The sequence below is a fragment of the Terrabacter sp. NPDC080008 genome (assembly GCF_040702505.1).
GTDB lineage: Bacteria > Actinomycetota > Actinomycetes > Actinomycetales > Dermatophilaceae > Terrabacter.
The window spans coordinates 134,831-151,621 of record NZ_JBFBLC010000005.1 but is presented as its reverse complement, the minus strand read 5'-3'; the positions used below and the strand labels follow the sequence as shown (position 1 = coordinate 151,621).

The 16,791-nt window shown below is 71.5% G+C and carries 17 protein-coding genes; 4 read left to right on the top strand and 13 right to left on the bottom strand.

The features are described 5' to 3' along the window. Positions 1-5 precede the first annotated feature (5 nt). Positions 6-317, bottom strand: a complete 312-nt coding sequence (locus AB0316_RS15295) for a hypothetical protein (protein ID WP_366273893.1) — start codon at positions 315-317, stop codon at positions 6-8. Then, positions 317-1,411: a mycothiol conjugate amidase Mca gene (gene mca, locus AB0316_RS15290; protein WP_366273892.1), complete on the bottom strand. Its 1,095-nt coding sequence runs from the start codon at positions 1,409-1,411 to the stop codon at positions 317-319. Before mca ends, AB0316_RS15295 begins: the two co-directional genes overlap by 1 nt. 182 nt (positions 1,412-1,593) lie before the next feature. Between mca and AB0316_RS15285 the strand changes: the two genes are divergently transcribed. After that, entirely contained in the window at positions 1,594-1,965 is a 372-nt protein-coding gene (locus tag AB0316_RS15285; protein ID WP_366273891.1) for a DUF4307 domain-containing protein, read from the top strand. Between the two features lie 245 nt (positions 1,966-2,210). Then, the gene (gene greA, locus AB0316_RS15280; protein ID WP_366273890.1) at positions 2,211-2,696 is read left to right on the top strand and encodes a transcription elongation factor GreA; all 486 of its coding nucleotides are present in this window, start codon (positions 2,211-2,213) and stop codon (positions 2,694-2,696) included. Between the two features lie 196 nt (positions 2,697-2,892). On the opposite strand, the gene AB0316_RS15275 is transcribed toward greA, so the two are convergent. From AB0316_RS15275 to AB0316_RS15265, 3 genes are all read right to left on the bottom strand, one after another. After that, entirely contained in the window at positions 2,893-3,759 is an 867-nt protein-coding gene (locus tag AB0316_RS15275; protein WP_366273889.1) for a hypothetical protein, read from the bottom strand. A 314-nt stretch (positions 3,760-4,073) separates the two neighbouring features. Then, positions 4,074-5,462 (bottom strand): glutamate mutase L, encoded by a 1,389-nt coding sequence (locus AB0316_RS15270; RefSeq protein WP_366273888.1) that lies wholly within the window; start codon positions 5,460-5,462, stop codon positions 4,074-4,076. Positions 5,463-5,495: 33 nt separating this feature from the next. Continuing rightward, positions 5,496-6,674 (bottom strand): cystathionine gamma-synthase, encoded by a 1,179-nt coding sequence (locus tag AB0316_RS15265; RefSeq protein ID WP_366273887.1) that lies wholly within the window; start codon positions 6,672-6,674, stop codon positions 5,496-5,498. Between the two features lie 81 nt (positions 6,675-6,755). Here AB0316_RS15265 and AB0316_RS15260 point away from each other — a divergent pair, with 81 nt between their 5' ends. Then, the gene (locus AB0316_RS15260) at positions 6,756-7,514 is read left to right on the top strand and encodes an SGNH/GDSL hydrolase family protein (protein ID WP_366273886.1); all 759 of its coding nucleotides are present in this window, start codon (positions 6,756-6,758) and stop codon (positions 7,512-7,514) included. Between the two features lie 45 nt (positions 7,515-7,559). On the opposite strand, the gene AB0316_RS15255 is transcribed toward AB0316_RS15260, so the two are convergent. The 5 genes from AB0316_RS15255 to AB0316_RS15235 all read right to left on the bottom strand — a co-directional run bounded on the left by AB0316_RS15255 (position 7,560) and on the right by AB0316_RS15235 (position 11,662). Continuing rightward, complete coding sequence (locus AB0316_RS15255) at positions 7,560-8,360, bottom strand: amino acid ABC transporter ATP-binding protein (RefSeq protein ID WP_366273885.1); 801 nt, start codon at positions 8,358-8,360, stop codon at positions 7,560-7,562. Next, positions 8,357-9,025 carry an ABC transporter permease subunit gene (locus AB0316_RS15250; RefSeq protein WP_366273884.1) on the bottom strand — a complete coding sequence of 223 codons (669 nt, stop codon included), beginning with the start codon at positions 9,023-9,025 and terminating at the stop codon, positions 8,357-8,359. Before AB0316_RS15250 ends, AB0316_RS15255 begins: the two co-directional genes overlap by 4 nt. Positions 9,026-9,074: 49 nt before the next feature. Next, on the bottom strand, positions 9,075-9,884 hold the full coding sequence (locus AB0316_RS15245; protein WP_366273883.1) for an amino acid ABC transporter substrate-binding protein: 810 nt from the start codon (positions 9,882-9,884) through the stop codon (positions 9,075-9,077). Between the two features lie 173 nt (positions 9,885-10,057). Then, positions 10,058-10,558 (bottom strand): DUF4825 domain-containing protein, encoded by a 501-nt coding sequence (locus AB0316_RS15240; protein WP_366273882.1) that lies wholly within the window; start codon positions 10,556-10,558, stop codon positions 10,058-10,060. Positions 10,559-10,642: 84 nt separating this feature from the next. Then, the gene (locus AB0316_RS15235) at positions 10,643-11,662 is read right to left on the bottom strand and encodes a GNAT family N-acetyltransferase (RefSeq protein WP_366273881.1); all 1,020 of its coding nucleotides are present in this window, start codon (positions 11,660-11,662) and stop codon (positions 10,643-10,645) included. A 161-nt stretch (positions 11,663-11,823) separates the two neighbouring features. Here AB0316_RS15235 and msrA point away from each other — a divergent pair, with 161 nt between their 5' ends. Next, positions 11,824-12,498: a peptide-methionine (S)-S-oxide reductase MsrA gene (msrA, locus tag AB0316_RS15230; RefSeq protein WP_366273880.1), complete on the top strand. Its 675-nt coding sequence runs from the start codon at positions 11,824-11,826 to the stop codon at positions 12,496-12,498. 82 nt (positions 12,499-12,580) lie between these two features. Here the strand turns inward: msrA and AB0316_RS15225 are convergent, their stop codons facing one another. The 3 genes from AB0316_RS15225 to AB0316_RS15215 form a co-directional block, all read right to left on the bottom strand. Then, a complete protein-coding gene (locus tag AB0316_RS15225; protein ID WP_366273879.1) occupies positions 12,581-14,548 on the bottom strand; it encodes a M13-type metalloendopeptidase in 1,968 nt (655 codons plus the stop codon). Between the two features lie 93 nt (positions 14,549-14,641). Then, entirely contained in the window at positions 14,642-15,202 is a 561-nt protein-coding gene (locus AB0316_RS15220; protein ID WP_366273878.1) for a hypothetical protein, read from the bottom strand. Between the two features lie 104 nt (positions 15,203-15,306). Continuing rightward, the gene (locus AB0316_RS15215; protein ID WP_366273877.1) at positions 15,307-16,779 is read right to left on the bottom strand and encodes a PspC domain-containing protein; all 1,473 of its coding nucleotides are present in this window, start codon (positions 16,777-16,779) and stop codon (positions 15,307-15,309) included. Between the last annotated feature and the right edge of the window lie 12 nt (positions 16,780-16,791).

The following is a 16,791-nucleotide window of genomic DNA, read 5'->3' as shown; positions in this document are numbered from 1 at the left end:
GAGCCTCAGGACCGAGGCCCCTGGCCTCCGGCGTCGTCGTGGTGCCGGCTCTCCTCCTCGACTGCGCGGCGGTCGATGTGCGGGCGGGAGCCCTCGACATCCTCGTCGTCTCCCGTGACGGGAGTGCCGTCGGCGTCGGCGGTGCCCGGCTGCCCGGGCTGTCCGGGCTGCTCGGCCTCGTCGCGGTCGCGGTAGGCCATGCGGCGCAGGCGGCTGTTCATGTTGCGCACGAGGAACCACAGCGCAACCGCGAGCACGAAGAAGGCGATGAAGCCCCAGATGCCGGGCCCGACCGGGAGGTTGCCGCTGCCACCCATCAGATCTCCGCCTTCTCGGTGTGGTCCTCGGCGTCGACGCCGGTCTCGGCGGGGGCCTCGCCGTCGGGCTCGTCGACGTGGGTGTCGGAGCTGTCACCGTGCAGGTGCCGGGTGCGCCGCTCGGTCTCCTCCTCGGCCCGCTCGCGCGCCTCCTGCTCGGCCTCCTCGGTGATGCGGCCGTCATAGACCACCTCGAGGCCGGGACGCGTCGCGAGGGCGTCGGCCTCCTCGGGACTGCCGAGACCGGCGAAGAGGTCGTCCTCGCCCTCGGCGACCGGCACGTACGACAGGGCCGCCTCGAACTCCTCGACACCCCAGACGCGCTTCTGGATCTCGAGCGGCACCTGGAACCAGAAGCCGTCGGGGTCGACCTGTGTGGCGTGCGCGATGAGGGCGCGGTCGCGGGTCTCGAAGAACTCGGCGCACGCGATCGTCGTGGTGGGACGCCCCGAACGGCGCGGCTTCCAGTTGGCCAGCCACTCGGCATACGGGCTCTCGAGCCCCTCGGCGAGCATCGCCTCGTGGATGGCCTCGAGGCGGGGCTTGGACCAGCCGCCGTTGTAGTAGATCTTCAGCGGCTGCCACGGCTCACCGGCGTCCGGGAAGCGCGAGGGGTCGCCGGCCGCCTGGAACGCCGACATCGCCACCGTGTGGCACATGATGTGGTCGGGGTGGGGGTAGCCACCCTTTTCGTCGTACGTCGTCATGACGTGCGGGCGCCAGGTGCGGATGACGCGCACGAGCGCCTCGGTGGTCACCTCGAGGTCCTCGAGCGCGAAGCAGCCGTCGGGCAGGGGTGGAAGCGGGTCGCCCTCGGGCAGCCCCGAGTCGACGAAGCCGAGCCAGGTGTGCTCGCAGCCGAGCACCTCCTGCGCCGCCTTCATCTCGTCGCGCCGCACCTGCGCGATGTCGCGCAGGATGTGCGGGTCGTCCTTGAGCTTCTCGTTGAGGATGTCGCCGCGCTCCCCGCCCGTGCACGAGACGACCATCACGGACGCTCCCGCGGCGACGTACTTGGCCGTCGTCGCGGCGCCCTTGCTCGACTCGTCGTCGGGGTGCGCGTGCACCGCCATCAAACGCATGCCCTCGGCCACGTGGCTCCCTGCTTGTCCTCAAGTCTCGGTCGGTGGTGCGCGGGCGGCGGCCGTTCGCCATGCCGCGTCGCGCCGGGCCGCTGCTCCCGGTCGTGCTGCCATGGGAGAGACTGGACCCGACTGCCATCCTCTCACTCCCCCGTGCCCTTCTCGGCACGGGCTCGAACCGCCAGGACCCACTTATGCCGTCCCGCCCGACCCTGCCCCGCCCCGCTCCCGGCCAGCTCAAGTGGTGGGTCATCGGCACGGTCGGGATCCTCGCCGGCGTCGCGCTGGCCACCTGGCTCGGGCTGTCCGCGACGTTGGGGCAGCCGTCGTGGGACACGCTCGGCTACAAGGTGGTCAGCGACCAGCAGGTCCGCGTCGACTTCCAGGTCTACCGCCCGGGCGGCACGGCGCTGACCTGCACGGTGGAGGCGCTCGCCATCGACTTCTCCCCCGTCGGGACCACCACCGTCCAGGTGCCGGCGAGCACCGAGGAGACCACGAAGCAGTCGGCGATGCTGCGCACGACCTCTCGGGCCGTCACCGGGCAGGTCACGCACTGCTCCTGAACCTCGACCAGCAGGAGCGACAAAGGGGCGCATACCGGGGCACCTCGTTGCGGGACGGCATACGACCCGGTGGTTTGACCTGCACTCGAGGCCGCCACTTTGTTATCCTGAGTTCTTCATCCAGGGTCCGGACCCGTCGCCGACCGGCAAACGCAGGTGTCGACACCGCCGTTCGGGCCCTTCTTTTTGTGCAGGCGCCCACGCGGAGCACCGCGTGGGCGCTGTTCATCCAAGGAGTGACAACCGTGACCGAGACTGCCGCTGGCTTCCTGACCCAGGAGGCCCATGACCGCCTCAAGGCGGAACTCGACCAGCTGACGGGCGAAGGTCGCATCGAGATCGCGCGCAAGATCGAGGAGGCCCGCGAGGAGGGCGACCTCAAGGAGAACGGCGGCTACCACGCCGCCCGCGAGGAGCAGGGCAAGATGGAGGCCCGCATCCGCCAGCTGACCGAGCTGCTCCAGAACGCGACGATCGGTGAGACGCCCCCCGACGACGGCGTCGTCGAGCCCGGCATGCTCGTGACGGTCGAGATGTTCGGCGACGAGGAGACCTTCCTGCTCGGCAACCGCGAGATCGCCGACGGCGACGACCTGCAGGTCTTCTCCGAGAAGTCCGCCATGGGCGCTGCCATCAACGGCAAGAGCGTCGGTGACAGCACCAGCTACGAGGCCCCGAACGGCAAGACGATCGAGGTCAAGATCTTGGCCGCCAAGCCCTACACCGGCTGAGCGCCCCCAGACGCCTGACCAACGGGCCGGCTCCCCCGCGACACCGCGGCGGTGCCGGCCCGTTCCCACATCTGAACCGTCGAAAGGCCACATCTGGCCCCTGTCGAACCGTCGAGAGGCCACGTCTGGCCCCTCCCCACCCGTCGAGAGGCCACGTCTGGCCCCTCTCGAACCGTCGACAGGCCACGTCTGGCCCTCAGGATCGTCGCCGCCGCGGACGCGCGAACTGCGCCGGCGCGAAGAACTGCGGCTCGGCTGCAGACACGTCCAACAGGTGGGGGTTGACCCCGAGGTGACCAGCGAACTCGCGCAGCTTCCTCGCCCGGCATTCCCGGTCGAAGACGTCCTTCGCGGTCACCTCGACGACGGCCCATCCACCCCGCTCGGCGCGGGCGCGGCGGATCCCGTCGCGAGCGCGATCCTTGAGCCGCGTGTGGAACTCGACACCCTGGTACTCACCCACCACCTTCTGCTCCTCCCACACAAGGTCGCCGCAGCCGAGCCATTCTCCCGACGGGCTCAGGATGTCTGCGTTGTGCACCGGCTCGGGCAGCCCCGCCCTCACGACCATGAGCCGGCTGCGTGTCTCCATCGGCGACCAGGACTTCGGCCGGATGCGTGGGATCGCGTAGGTGAGTGTCACCTTGCCTCTCGGGCGAACTCGACGCTCGACCGCCCGACGGAGCGGGGCCGTCCCACCGACGAGGTTCGCCACAGCGTCGCCGGCGGCGATCAGGTCGTCCAGGCCGACCGGTTTCCCCGGTCCGACGAACTCACCCAGATCGGCCCAGGTGTCGGCCGGCGCCACCACGGGAAGTCCGTCGACCTCGAGGACTTCACGGGTCTCGAGACCGCGGTGGCCGACGACCTCGGGTCGCCGAATGCGGTTCGCCGCGGTGGACGTGACGATGTGGACGCGGCAGTCCTCCTCGACGGCATACGGCAGGGGGATGCCGAGCAGCTGCGCGGCGGTGACGTGGGAGAACGCGAAGTCGGTCCCTGCCGCCACGGCGAAGGCGCGGGCACGCTCGACGTCCGTCGTGGGCAGAGACGAGATGCGCACGCCACGCGTCGGGGTCCAGAGATCCTGCCCGCGCATCCGCTTTCGGGTCACTCCGGCGGCGAGGCCCTCAGAGGTGAGGAACGGACGATGCCCGAGGTCCCGGGGTAGCGGCTCAGGTGCCATGGACGCACCATCTTCGACGGCGCGCCCCTCGGGACAGATGACGACGCCGGCCTGTGGACCCGGACGACGCGCACTGCTGGGGTGTGGATAGCGGGATCTCCGCGGGCCACACGTGGCCTCTCGACGGTTAGGGAGGGGCCACACGTGGCCTCTCGACGGTTGAAGAGGGGCCAGACGTGGCCTTTCGACGGTTAGAGGAGGTGGTGGGCCAGGCGGCGGGCCGCGTCGGCAGTGTCGGGGTGGCCGGCCAGCAGGCCGACGGCGAAGAGCAGGTATGCCGTGTCGACCGTCGCGCTCGCCGCGCGCGGCACCTTCCAGGCGCCGGCGTGGTCGGTGAGGACCGCGTCGAGCACCCGGTCCCGACCGGCCGGGGCGGCGTGGCGCAGCACTCCCCCGGACCCGACCAACCGCGTCACGTTGGCGAGCGGCCGGGCCGACTCGGTGGGCTGCGCCGGACGGGCGTGACGGCGCACGGCGACGACGACGGCGAGCCGGGCCAGCTCCAGGTCGAGGGCTCGCTCAGCGTCGTCGACGGGAAGGGAGCCGGGCCGCTCGTGGACGCGGGCGGCATACGCGGCCAGGGCGACGGGGTCGGCCACGGTGTCGAGCAGGTGCTCGGCGGCGGCCGCCTCGAGCACGTGCTTGGCGTTCCAGCGCATCCCGAGGTCACCCTCGACGGTGCGGGCGTGCCAGAGCGGCGCGACGACGTCCTTGCGGAGCGAGGCGTCCTCGCCCTCCGGGGTGAGGCAGGAGTAGATGTCGGTGGTGGCCCCGCCGACGTCGACGACCAGCACGTCGCCGCCGGCCACCGAGCCGAGCACCTCGACACCCAGCAGGACGGCGTCGGGGGTCGCCGCCTCGACCATCGCGGCGAAGGCCGGGTCACGGGACAGCCCCTTGCCACCGATCACGTGGCGCAGGAACGCCTCGCGGATGGCGGCGCGCGCCGACCCCGGCGCGATGACGCCGATCTGCGGGAGCACGTTGTCGGCCAGGACGGTGGGACGGCCGGTCCTGGCGAGCGCCGCTGCGGCCTCGTCGCGTGCCTCGACGTTGCCGGCGACCACGACCGGGACGGCATGCGCGCCCCGGCCCCCGATCTCGGCCTTGGCCAGGCGACCTGCGTTGTGCAGGAGCACGTCCCGGTTGCCGCCGTCGGTGCCGCCGACGAGCAGCACGAGGTCGGGGCGTGAGGCACGCACCGCGGCCACCTCCGCCGTCGTCAGCCGCCCGGCTGCGACGTGGACCACCTTGGCGCCGGCCGACAGCCCGACGCGGTGACCGGCCTCTGCCGTGACGGTCCGCTCGTAGCCGACGACGGCCAGCCGCAGCCCACCGCCGGCGCTCGAGCAGGCGCGCACCGTCACATCGTCGGGGACGTCCAGCTCGGCCCGCAGCGTGCGGTAGCCGTCGAGGACGTCACCGGTGCCCTCGCGGCGGCTGCCTGCACGGCCACCTGCCCGAGCACCCACCCCGACGCCCGTCGTGGGCGTCGAGGCGGTGGCGAGCACGGTGCCGTCCTCGGCGACCATAGCGCCCTTGGTGAAGGTCGACCCGAAGTCGACGGCGAGGATCGTCATGCCCGGTCGCTGCGAGCGTCTCAGCCGGAGGTCTCAGCCGTGGATGTCGAGGGCCTCGCGCAGGTCGGCGATGAGGTCGTCCGCGTCCTCGATGCCGACCGAGAGCCGGATCAGGTCGGACGGGACCTCGAGCTCGGTGCCGGCGACGCTGGCGTGGGTCATGCGGCCCGGGTGCTCGATGAGCGACTCGACGCCACCGAGCGACTCACCGAGGGTCCAGAGGCGCACGGCCGCGCAGGCCTTGACGGCCGCGTCCTCGCCGCGACGCATCCGGAAGCTCACCATGCCGCCGAAGCGCTTCATCTGCCGCGCCGCGACGTCGTGGTTGTGGTGCGTCGGCAGGCCCGGGTAGAGCACGTGCGACACGGCGTCGTGGCGCGAGAGGAACTCGACGACCTTCTCCGCGTTGTCGCAGTGACGCTCCATGCGGATCGCGAGCGTCTTGAGGCCGCGCAGCGTCAGCCAAGAGTCGAAGGGCCCGGCGACGCCCCCGATGCTGTTCTGGTGGAAGGCGATCCGGTCCGCGGCGTCCTCGTAGCCGGCCACCTTGATGTCCCGCGCGGTGACGACCGCGCCGCCGACGACGTCGCTGTGGCCGCCGGAGTACTTCGTCGTCGACTGCGTCACGATGTCCGCGCCGAGCGCCAGGGGGCTCTGGAGGTACGCGGTCGCGAAGGTGTTGTCTACGACCAGCAGGGCGCCGGCCTCGTGGGCCAGCGAGGCGATCGCCGCGATGTCGGCCACGCCGAGCAGCGGGTTGGTCGGCGTCTCGACCCAGACCATCTTCGTCTGCCCAGGGCGGATCGCCGCGCGCACCGCCTCCACGTCGCCCATGTCGGCGATGGAGTGCTCGATGCCCTGCGGTTTGGCGACCCGATTGAAGTAGCGGTAGGTGCCGCCGTAGGCGTCGTTGGGCACGACCACGTGATCGCCGGGCACGAGCAGCGCGCGGGCCACGGTGTCCTGTCCGGCCAGCCCCGAGGCGAAAGCGAAGCCGCGGCTGCCACCCTCGAGGGAGGCGATGCACTCCTCCAGCGCCGTGCGCGTCGGGTTGGCCGACCTGCTGTACTCGTAGCCCTTGCGGAAGCCGCCGATGCCGTCCTGCTTGTACGTCGACACCTGGTAGATGGGCGTGACGACGGCACCGGTGGCCTCGTCCGCCTCCTGGCCGGCGTGGATGGCTCGGGTGGAGAAACCGTGGTCTTCAGACATGACGACGACCCTAATCCCTGCACCGTCACGCGCCCCACCCGCTGACGACGGATGCGGCCCGACGTCTGCGATGCTGCCCCCGTGGCTCCCGCCTTCGACTACAGCAACCGCAGCGAGCGCCCCCGCGGCCGGGTGCTCTCGGCCCTGTCGGCGACGCTCCCCGGCGTCCGCGCCGTCCAGGAGCAGGTGCTGCCGTATGCCGTGTGGTGGGAGTCCCACAACCGCGTGGCCGCCACGTCCGGCGGGCCCCTGTGGGTGGCCCTCGGCGACTCGATGACGCAGGGTATCGGTGCGAGCGCGCCCGACCGTGGCTGGGCCGGGCAGCTGAGCGAGCGGCTCGCCCGGCGGGGCTGGAGCCACCGCCTCGTCAACCTGGGCGTCAACGGCGCGCGAGTGCAGGACGTGCTCGACCGGCAGCTGCCCGCCCTCGAGCTGCTCGAACGGATGGCAGAGCTGGGGCAGCCGGCGGAGCTCGGGCAGCCGGTCGGGGCGGGCGGTCGGGCGGCGCTGGTCACCGTCGTCATCGGCTCGAACGACGTCGTGGTGCGGCGTCACCGCCGCGGCCTGGCGCAGCGGTTCGAGGCAATGCTGGACCGCCTCCCGGCGGGCGCCCTCGTGGCGAACCTGCCCAACCCGCACCGCGAGGCACGGGCCGTGGACGCCCTCCTGCGTGAGCGCGCCGACGCGGGCCGGCTGGTCCTCGTCGACATGCGCCGGGAGGGGCCGCGGTCATGGCGCGGCCGTCTCGCCTCCGACCGGTTCCATCCGAACGACCGCGGCTACGCGGAGATGGCGACCGTCGTGGAGCGCGCCGTCGACCGGGCGGGCGTGCTCGGCTGACGCGATCTCACGGCATACGTCCTCTGGCGCCGTCGGGCGACGGGCTCAGTCCAGCGGGTCGAGGATGCGGTGCAGGAACTGGCGGGCGCGCTCGGTGCTGGGCCGGGTGAGCACCTGCTCGGGCGTGCCGCGCTCGACGATGACGCCGCCGTCCATGAACAGCACCTGATCGGCGACCTGCTGCGCGAAGCGGATCTCGTGGGTGACCACCACCATCGTCCAGCCCTGTGCCGCAAGGTCTTTCATGACCGTGAGCACTTCCCCGACAAGCTCCGGGTCGAGCGCCGACGTCGGCTCGTCGAAGAGCATCAGCTGCGGCCGAACGGCCAGCGCGCGGGCGATGCCGACGCGCTGCTGCTGGCCGCCGGACAGCTGGTACGGGTAGGCGTCCGCACGGTCGCCCAGGCCCACGAGCCGTAGCAGCTCGCGGCCCTCGGCGTCGGCCTCGGCCCGGTTGCGCCGCTGGGCGAGCACCGGGCCGGAGGTGACGTTCTCGAGGACGGTCAGGTGCGGGAAGAGGTGGTGCGACTGGAACACCATGCCGCTCTGCGCCCGCAGCGTCGCGACCTGCCTCTTCGTGACGGGACGCTCGGCGAAGTCGACCTCGACGTCGCCGATGCGCACGACGCCGGCATCGGCCACGTCGAGCGCGTTCAGCGAGCGCAGGACGGTCGTCTTGCCGGACCCGGAGGGCCCGATGAGCACCGTGACGCTGCCGGGGGCCACCTCGAAGTCGATGGACCGCAGCACCGTGTGGTCCCCGAAGGACTTGGCCAGTCCGGTGACGGAGACGAGGGACTGCTCGGGCCGACCCTCCGGCCGGGGTTCGATCGATATCTCGCTCATGCTGCGACGTACCTGTTCTGTCGGTGCTCGAGGCGGGACTGGCCGAAGGAGAGGACCAGGCAGACGACCCAGTAGTACGCGGCAGCGACGCCGTAGAGGGCGAAGAACTGGTACGTCGGGGCCGCTGCCTCCTGCGCGACGCGCAGCAGCTCGGTCACCTGGATGGTCGAGGCCAGCGAGGTGTCCTTGACGAGCGAGATCAACGTGTTGGACAGCGGCGGGATCGCGGTGCGCGCGGCCTGGGGCAGGACGACCCGCCGCAGCGTCGTGACGTAGCCCATCCCGACGGTCGAGGCCGCCTCCCACTGGCCCTTGGGCACCGAGAGGATCGCCGAGCGGATGACCTCGGCGGCGTACCCGCCGACGTTGAGGGTGAAGGCGAGGACCGCGGCCGGGAAGGGGTCGAACTGCACCCCCAGGGCAGGCAGCCCGTAGAAGATGATGAACAGCTGCAGCAGCAGCGGCGTGCCGCGGATCACCGAGATGTAGACGCGGGCGATCCACGACACGACGCGCACCTTGGACAGCCGCATGAGCGCGACCACGAGCGCCAGGACGAGCCCGAGGACGAAGCTGATGATCGTCAGCGGGATCGTCATGGTGACCGTGGCGCGCAGCAACGGTCCCAGCGAGTCGAGGATGAGCTGGGTCGTCTGCTCGTTCACGACGCCCTCCCGATCCGGCGGGTCGTGCAGGTGGGACGGGTTTTCGGGGTCACGCGGCGGGCTTGACCGAGACGTCGCTGCCGAAGTACTTCTCGGAGAGCTTCTTCAGCGTGCCGTCGGCCTTCAGCTCGCCCAGCGCCTTGTCGATCGCGGCGACGAGGTCGGAGCTCTTGCGGGTGGCCACGGCCTGCTCGGAGACGTCGCCGGTCTTGCCGGCGATCTTGATGCTCTGGTCGCCGGTGGACTTCTGGTAGTCGAGGACGGCGAGGCTGTCGTTGACGGTGGCGTCGACGCGCGACTGCTTGAGCAGGGTGATGGCCTGGGTGAACCCCTCGACCGACTCCACCTGCGCACCGGCGTCCTTGGCGACCTGCGCCCAGTTGCTCGTCAGGCTCTGTGCCGACTTCTTGCCCTTGAGCGCGGCGAGGGAGGTGATCGAGGAGTTGTCCGCACGCGTCGCGATGACGCCCTCCGAGTACGTGTAGGTCGAGCTCAGCCCGTAGAGGCCCGCACGCTGGGGGTTCTTCGTCACCTGGTTGATGACGGCGTCGAAGCGGTTGCTCGTGAGGCCGGCGAAGATCGCGTCCCACGGGGTCTCGACGTACTGCACCTTGACGCCGAGCTTGTCGGCGACGGCCTTGGCGACCTCGACGTCGTAGCCGGTCAACTGGTTGGTCTTGGGGTCGTGGAAGGAGAAGGGCGCGTAGGTGCCCTCGGTCCCGACCTTCAGCACGCCGGCGCTCTTGACCGCCTGCAGGTCCGAGCCGCCACTGGACGCACTGCTCGTGCTGCTGCAGGCCGCGAGGACAGCGGCGAGGACGGTGGCGAGCAGGACGGTGAGGACAGACCTCGAACGCATGGCTGGACTTCCTGGGGGTGGGGGGTCAACTGGAACGGACGGATAACACCACGTTGTGCCAGCCATAACCAAATGGCGACGTCCATGGGGTGCCAACCGCCACACCCCGCCACACATTCCCGGTGTGCCCGCCCGACTTGCAGCCCGGACCTGCCGTCCGCGTCTTCCGGGTGTCAGTCCTCCTGGGACCGCAGATAGTCCGCGAGCGCCTGCCGGTCCGTGCCGAGCGTCTTGACGTCGTGGCCGAGCGTCGTCGTCGCCTGCCGCGCCGTGAGCGTGAAGGTCTTCCCCTGCGAGGTGACGTGCACGGCGTCGAGGTTGCGCACCGTCCCGAGCAGGATCGTGGCCGCCACAGTGAAGTCGGTCTGCTCGAACGGCTTGGCCGGGTGGGCCAGGTCGATGGTGACGGCATACGGCGGGCGTGTGGTCCAGAGGCTCAGGGTGTACGACCCCGGGGCAGCGAAGCCCGCCTCGTCCACGAGCGCGATGACCTTGGAGTTGTCGCCGACGTATGCCGTCCGGTCGGCCCAGAGCGCGTCCGCGTGGGCCTGCGCCCCGTCCGTCACCGACGCACTGGTCGACGGGTCGTGCGGGTCGGAGTCGGTGCACCCTGCCAGCGTTCCGGCCGCGACGACCACAGCCAACACGGCGGACACGAGAGCGCTTCTCGGCATGGGAGTCCCCTTCCGCCGCAACGAGTGCCGCCTCGGCGAAGTCCAGACGCCGGTCACGTCCTCGCGGTTCCCACGTCTGGCTGCTCAGTCCTGCCTGAGGCGCTTCTGCCATTCGCGGCTGTAGCCGTCGACGACGTAGCCGAGGCGGTTGTTGACCGCGAGCATGTGCTCGTTCGAGTCGGCGTTCCACGTGCGGACCGCCGTGACGCCGGGGAGGGCGTCCATGAGCGCGAGCGCGTTGGCGGCCTTGAGCCGCAGGCCCAGTCCGTGCCCGCGGTGCTCACTCAGCACCAGGGTGTCCTGCTGGTAGCCCAGGGTCGGCTCGCTCGCCGAGACCGACACCTGGGTGAAGCCGACGATCCGGCCGGACGGCACGTGCCGGGCCACCGTCTCCACGATGCGCCGTCCCGCCGACAGGAGCCGCTCCTGCTGCTCGAGGAGCCGGGCCGCGTCCCAGGCCTCCTCCTCCAGGTCCAGCCCGTCGTTCGGGGCATCGGTGCTCATCCGCTGCTGCAGCACGGCGCGGTCGTCCAGCCACGCGGGAGGCATGTGGTCGACGTAGCCCTCCAACTCGTAGTCCTCCGCGCCCGGGGCGGCCACGCTCGACTCGAGCGCATTTCGGTCCGCGGGCAGGGCCATCTCGCTGCGCAGCACCGTCTGCCCGATGCCGAAGCCACGCGCGGTCGCGAACCGCTCGGACGCGTCCTGGCCACCGTCGGCCCACTCGGTCTCGGCGAAGAACAGCGACCGGCCGTGCTCGGCGCCGATGCGCTCGGCCTCCGCGAGCAGCGCCGAGCCGATGCCCCGACCGCGCGCCTCGGCCCGCACCGAGAGCCACAGCATGGCGGCCTCGGGGTTGTCTAGCTGCGGCAGCTGGACCTCGAGGGCCCCCACGACCCGCTCCCCCGACCACGCGGCCAGGTCGACGCGCTTCTTGGTGCCGGTCCGGTGCAGCGCCTGCAGCTCCTCGAGCGGCCACTCGCTGCCTCGCTCGGCGAACAGCTCGCGCTGCACCGAGGCGTGGACGTCGATCCACTGCCGGGCAGCCGCGTCCTGGCCGGGGTCGAGCACGTCGAGGGGCCGGATGGTGAAGTCGTCGGTCACGGGCAGAGTCTGTCGAGCCCGCCCCTGCGGGGCCAGCGATTTGTCCGCGACCGCACGACGCGGCATACGCAGGGGGTTCCGGGCGTTGGACTGGCGTAAGACGCGCCCAGCACGAAGGATGTGACACTGGCATGGTGTTCGGATTCGGTAGGAAGTCGCAGATGCCCAGCCGCGAGGAGGCCCTCTCGGGCCGTGCAGAACGGCCGTATGCCGTGAACCCCACCCACGTCGTGCTCGGCACGCCGCTCGAGGGCCCGTGGCCCGAGGGCTCCGAGGTGCTCTACGTGGCGATGGGGTGCTTCTGGGGCGTCGAGCGGATCTTCTGGCGCCAGGACGGCGTCATCGCCACGGCCGCCGGCTACATGGGCGGCTACACGCCCAATCCGACCTACGAGGAGACGTGCACCGGGATGACCGGGCACGCCGAGACGGTCCGCGTCGTCTACGACCCGGCCAAGACCTCGCCCGAGCTGCTGCTCAAGGCGTTCTGGGAGAACCACGACCCGACGACGGCCAACCGGCAGGGCAACGACATCGGCACGGCGTACCGCTCGGCGATCTTCTGGACGACGGAGGGCCAGCGGCTCGCGGCGGAGGCCACGCGCGAGGCGTTCCAGAAGGTACTGGACGACAACGGCTACGGACAGATCACGACCGAGATCCGCTCCGCCGAGGACGCCGGGCCCTTCTACCTCGCCGAGGACTACCACCAGGGCTACCTCCACAAGAACCCCGGCGGCTACTGCAACCACGGCCCCAACGGCATGACGTGCCCGGTCGGCATCGTGCGGCAGGACCAGCTCCCCGCCCAGCAGGACATCGCTCCCCCGGCCTGACGCCTGTTGACAACTGCGGCGCAGCGAGACGGTTCTCGCTGCGCCGCAGTGCTGTCCGGCCAGCTCGGCCGGAGGGGGTCGGTCAGAAGATGCGGACGCGCTCGTCCTCGTCGAGCCACATCTCGTCCCCGGGCTTGACCCCGAACGCCTCGTGGAACTCCGACAGGTTGCGCACGGCGTTGCCGCGCACGTCCTGCGGCGAGTGCGGGTCGACGGCCAGCAGCCGGATCGCCTCGGCCTCGCGCGACTTGCCCTTCCACACCTGGGCCCAGCCCATGAAGAAGCGCTGCGGCCCGGTGAAGCCGTCGAGCTCGACCATGCCGTCGCCCTCCGTGGCGATGCGATAGGCGGAGTAGCCGATCTGCAGGCCGCCGAGGTCGCCGATGTTCTCGCCGACGGTCAGGCCGCCGTTGACCTTGTGGTCCTCGGAGAGGCCCGCGGGCGTGTAGCGGCTGAACTGCTCGATGAGCCGCTGGGAGAGTGCGTCGAAGCGCTTGCGGTCGGCCTCGGTCCACCAGTCGCGCAGGGCACCGGTGCCGTCGTAGCGCGAGCCCTGGTCGTCGAAGCCGTGGCCGAGCTCGTGGCCGATGACCGCGCCGATGCCGCCGTAGTTGACGGCGACGTCGGCCTCGAGGTCGAAGAACGGCGGCTGCAGGATCGCGGCCGGGAAGACGATCTCGTTCATCGAGGGCATGTAGTAGGCGTTGACCGTCTGCGGCAGCATGAACCACTCGGTGCGGTCGATCGGCTTGCCGATCTTGGCGAGGTTGCGGTCGACCTCGAAGGCGGTGCTGCGACGGACGTTGCCGACGAGGTCGGCGGCGTCGATCTCGATGCTCGAGTAGTCGCGCCAGACGTCGGGGTAGCCGATCTTCGGGGTGAACGCGTCGAGCTTGGCGACGGCCTCGGCCCGCGTCTCGGGGCTCATCCACTCCAGCGACGAGAAGGACCGGCGGAACGCCTCCACGAGGTTGCCGACGAGCTCCTGCATGCGGGCCTTGGCTGCGGGCGGGAACCACCGCTCGGCGTAGAGCTGCCCGACGGCCTCGCCGACGCACGACTCGACGACCGACACGCCACGCTTCCAGCGCTCCTTGTTCTCGGGCTGGCCCGAGAGGGTGCGGCCGTAGAAGTCGAAGTCCTCGTCGACGAACGCCTGCGGCAGCAGGTGCGCGAACTCCGACAGGACGTGCCAGGTCAGCCACGAGCGCCAGTCGGCGATGTCGACCGACTCGAGGGCCTCGCCGAGCCCGGAGACGAAGCTCGGCTGGCGGACGACGACCTTCTCGAAAGAGTGGACGGGCGCGTCGAGCCCGGAGAGCCAGGCGTCCCAGCCGAACTGGGGGGCCAGCGCCTTCAGCTCGTCGTAGGTGTGGGCGTTGTAGGTCTTGATGGCGTCGCGGTTGCTCACGGTGTCCCAGTGGGAGCGCGCGAGCAGAGTCTCGAGCGCCATGACGCGCTCCGCCTTGTCCTCGGGGTCGGGGATGCCGGCAAGACCCAGCAGGCGCCCGACGTGCGCGACGTACGCGGCCCGGATGTCGGCGTACTTCTCCTCGCGGTAGTACGACTCGTCCGGAAGCCCGAGACCGCCCTGCTCGAGGTAGACGACGTAGTCCTCAGGCGAACGCTCGTCGGGCGAGACGAAGTGCTGGACGGCGCCTGCGACCCCGTCACGCGCCAGTCGACCCAGGGCACGCGCCAGGCTCTCGGCGTCGTCGACCCGGGCCACCTGCGAGAGCACGGCCTGCAGCGGTGCGAGCCCGAGCTCCTCGATGCGGTCGGTGTCGGTGAAGCTCGCGAAGAGGTCGCCGACCTGGCGCTTGGGCGTGCCGGGTGCCTCCTCCTCCGCGGCCTGCGCCGCCTCCTCGATGAGGTCGCGGACGCGCGCGGTGGACTCCTCGCGCAGGATGTCGAAGGTGCCGAACCGCGCCCGGTCCCCCGGGATCTCGGTGCGGTCGAGCCACGTGCCGTTGACGAACCGGAACAGGTCGTCCTGCGGCCGGGTCGACCGGTCGAGCGCCTCGAGGTTGATGCCGGACCTGCTGACCACGTCGTCTCCCCACTGCGAGTGCCGGACGGACCCGGCTTGTCTTTGGGCCGAGCCTAGTCACGAGGTCCGACGGCGGGACGTGCGGCGCCCCGCTCACCGGCGGCGCAGCCGGCCGGCCACCACCCCGGCGAGGCCGACGAGCAGCAGGATGCCGCCGAACGCCCCGAGGAAGGTCGGGCCCGAGACGGCGAAGCCGACGTCACCGTGCGTGAGGTTGGCCAGCAAAAGGTATGCCGCGACCAGCACCGTCAGCAGGCCCAGCATGATCGAACCCGGGCGCGGGCCCCGGTGCACCGTGACGAGACCCGGCCGGGGGGCGGGTTCGGGGGCCGGAGCCGGCTTGGGCGTCGAGGACTCGGTCATCGGAGGAGCCGCCGGCGGCAGGTGGGGCAGCTCCGAACCGGGGGTGACGACGTCGTCCGGCACCGGGCTGGCCGGCTCGACCCGGAAGGGTGGCGTGGCCGGCAGGGCCTGGGTCGCGGCCGTGGGCAGCGCGGTGGTGTGCGCCGGATCGGCGGTTGGGTCGGCGGTTGGGTCGGCGGTCGGGTCGGTAGCCGGCTCGGCCGTCGTGGCCGTCGGAAGCTCCGTCGTGACTGTCGGGTCGGGGAGCGGGTGGGCGGTCGGGTCGGTGTCGTTGCTGTCGTGGGTGGGCATGGAGCTCTCCGCTGGGTTCGTCGGTTCGTGGGTCGGGTGGTCGTGCCTGTCGGGTGCGGGTGCGGGTTCGGGCAGCTCGCGGCCGGAACCGTCGCCCGCGGTGCTCATGACGCGCTCCGGACGTGGATCTCGCCGACGCCGATCTCGGCGTCCACGACGATCTCCGGCTGGCCGGACTGGGGGCCGTACTGCACCGTCTTCGACCAGCTCATGCCGCCGTTGCGCATCCCCGGACCCATGCCGGTCTGCCCGGACTGCCAGTCGACGTCGCCCTGCGTGGTGCCCGTGGCGTGCAGCGCGCCTGCGCGGCCGGTCGCGTTGACGGTGACCCGCACGCCCTTGGGCACGACGAGGTCGATCTGCCCCAGCGCCGCCTTGGCCGTGACGTAGTCGGTGCCCGGTGTCGCCCGGTAGTCGGCCTTGGTCAGGTCGACCTGCATCTGGCCGACCCCGAGCTCGAAGCTCGGCGACGGGGTGAGGGAGGTGACCTGGTGCGTCTGGTCGCCGACCTGCCACGGCTGCGACACCCCCGCCGGGGTCGCGGTGGCGGCAGCGGCGGCGATCATGCCGACCACGGCGAAGAACGCGAGGCCACCGGCACGTCGGCCGGCCAGGCCCGCCACGAGGATGCCGAGACCGAGCACGCCGACGCCGGAAGCGAGGCCCACTGCCACGTGGCTACCGGACCAGCCTGCGGCCTGCGCCACCGAGGAGACCACCACCGCGGTGAGGATGGACAGCCCGAGCAGCAGCAGCCCGCCGGCGAAACCGACGACCGGCGTGCGCTCGTGGACGGGCGTGGGCGCCGGGGTGCGAGGGGCCGCAAGCGTGGCGCCGGCGTTCGCGGCGGCGTTGCCGGTCGAGCCGTATGCCGTCACGGGGCCGGGTGCCGCCGGCCCGGACACGCCCGCACCGGGCACGAAGGGCGCAGGGCCGGTCGGGGCGGCCTCCGGCGCTCCGGGGTAGGCCGGCGCGGAGGTCGCACCCGTCGCACTGGTCGCGCTGGAAGAGCCGGACGTGCTGGTCGAGCCGGTCGAGCCGGTGGCGCCATCGGCGTTGCCGCGCCACGGGGCCTGGGCCCTCAGCTCACGGCCGGCGGACGTGCGGGTCAGGAACCACCACGCCCCGACGACCAGGAGCACGAAGCCGAAGAAGCGGAAGCCCCGCGTGTCGCCGCCCCACCAGGGGCCGCCGCCGAGGACCGACATGGCCGTGACGACGAGCAGGAAGATGGAGCCGCCCTCGCCGTGCTTGAGCGCGCGCTCGACGTGGATCTCGCCGCGCTCGTCGGGCATGAGCAGCCACAGCACCAGGTAGAGCGCCACGCCCATCCCGAAGAAGATCGAGAAGAGGATGAAACCGGCTCGCACCACGAGCGGGTCGACACCGAGCCACCGCGCCAAGCCGTTCGCGACGCCGGCGAACCAGCGCCCTTGCGACTGCCGCACGATGCCGGGCCGGCGCAGCGCGGCGTAGAAGCCGTCGAGTCCGTGCCCTCCGTGACCGCCCTGTCGCGGTCCGCCGTTGCCACCCTGCCCCTGGCCTGTCTGCTGCGGGGCGCCACTGCTGTTCGTCATGACACCACAGTG

What these genes read in the sequence shown, in the direction of transcription:
- AB0316_RS15245 (WP_366273883.1), bottom strand. Translation starts at nt 9,884, where the DNA reads ATGCGTTCGAGGTCTGTCCTCACCGTCCTGCTCGCCACCGTCCTCGCC.
- AB0316_RS15270 (WP_366273888.1), bottom strand. Translation starts at nt 5,462, where the DNA reads ATGACGATCCTCGCCGTCGACTTCGGGTCGACCTTCACCAAGGGCGCT.
- msrA (WP_366273880.1), top strand. Translation starts at nt 11,824, where the DNA reads ATGCCCAGCCGCGAGGAGGCCCTCTCGGGCCGTGCAGAACGGCCGTAT.
- AB0316_RS15285 (WP_366273891.1), top strand. Translation starts at nt 1,594, where the DNA reads ATGCCGTCCCGCCCGACCCTGCCCCGCCCCGCTCCCGGCCAGCTCAAG.
- AB0316_RS15240 (WP_366273882.1), bottom strand. Translation starts at nt 10,558, where the DNA reads ATGCCGAGAAGCGCTCTCGTGTCCGCCGTGTTGGCTGTGGTCGTCGCG.
- AB0316_RS15295 (WP_366273893.1), bottom strand. Translation starts at nt 317, where the DNA reads ATGGGTGGCAGCGGCAACCTCCCGGTCGGGCCCGGCATCTGGGGCTTC.
- AB0316_RS15215 (WP_366273877.1), bottom strand. Translation starts at nt 16,779, where the DNA reads ATGACGAACAGCAGTGGCGCCCCGCAGCAGACAGGCCAGGGGCAGGGT.
- AB0316_RS15220 (WP_366273878.1), bottom strand. Translation starts at nt 15,202, where the DNA reads ATGCCCACCCACGACAGCAACGACACCGACCCGACCGCCCACCCGCTC.
- AB0316_RS15255 (WP_366273885.1), bottom strand. Translation starts at nt 8,360, where the DNA reads ATGAGCGAGATATCGATCGAACCCCGGCCGGAGGGTCGGCCCGAGCAG.
- AB0316_RS15265 (WP_366273887.1), bottom strand. Translation starts at nt 6,674, where the DNA reads ATGTCTGAAGACCACGGTTTCTCCACCCGAGCCATCCACGCCGGCCAG.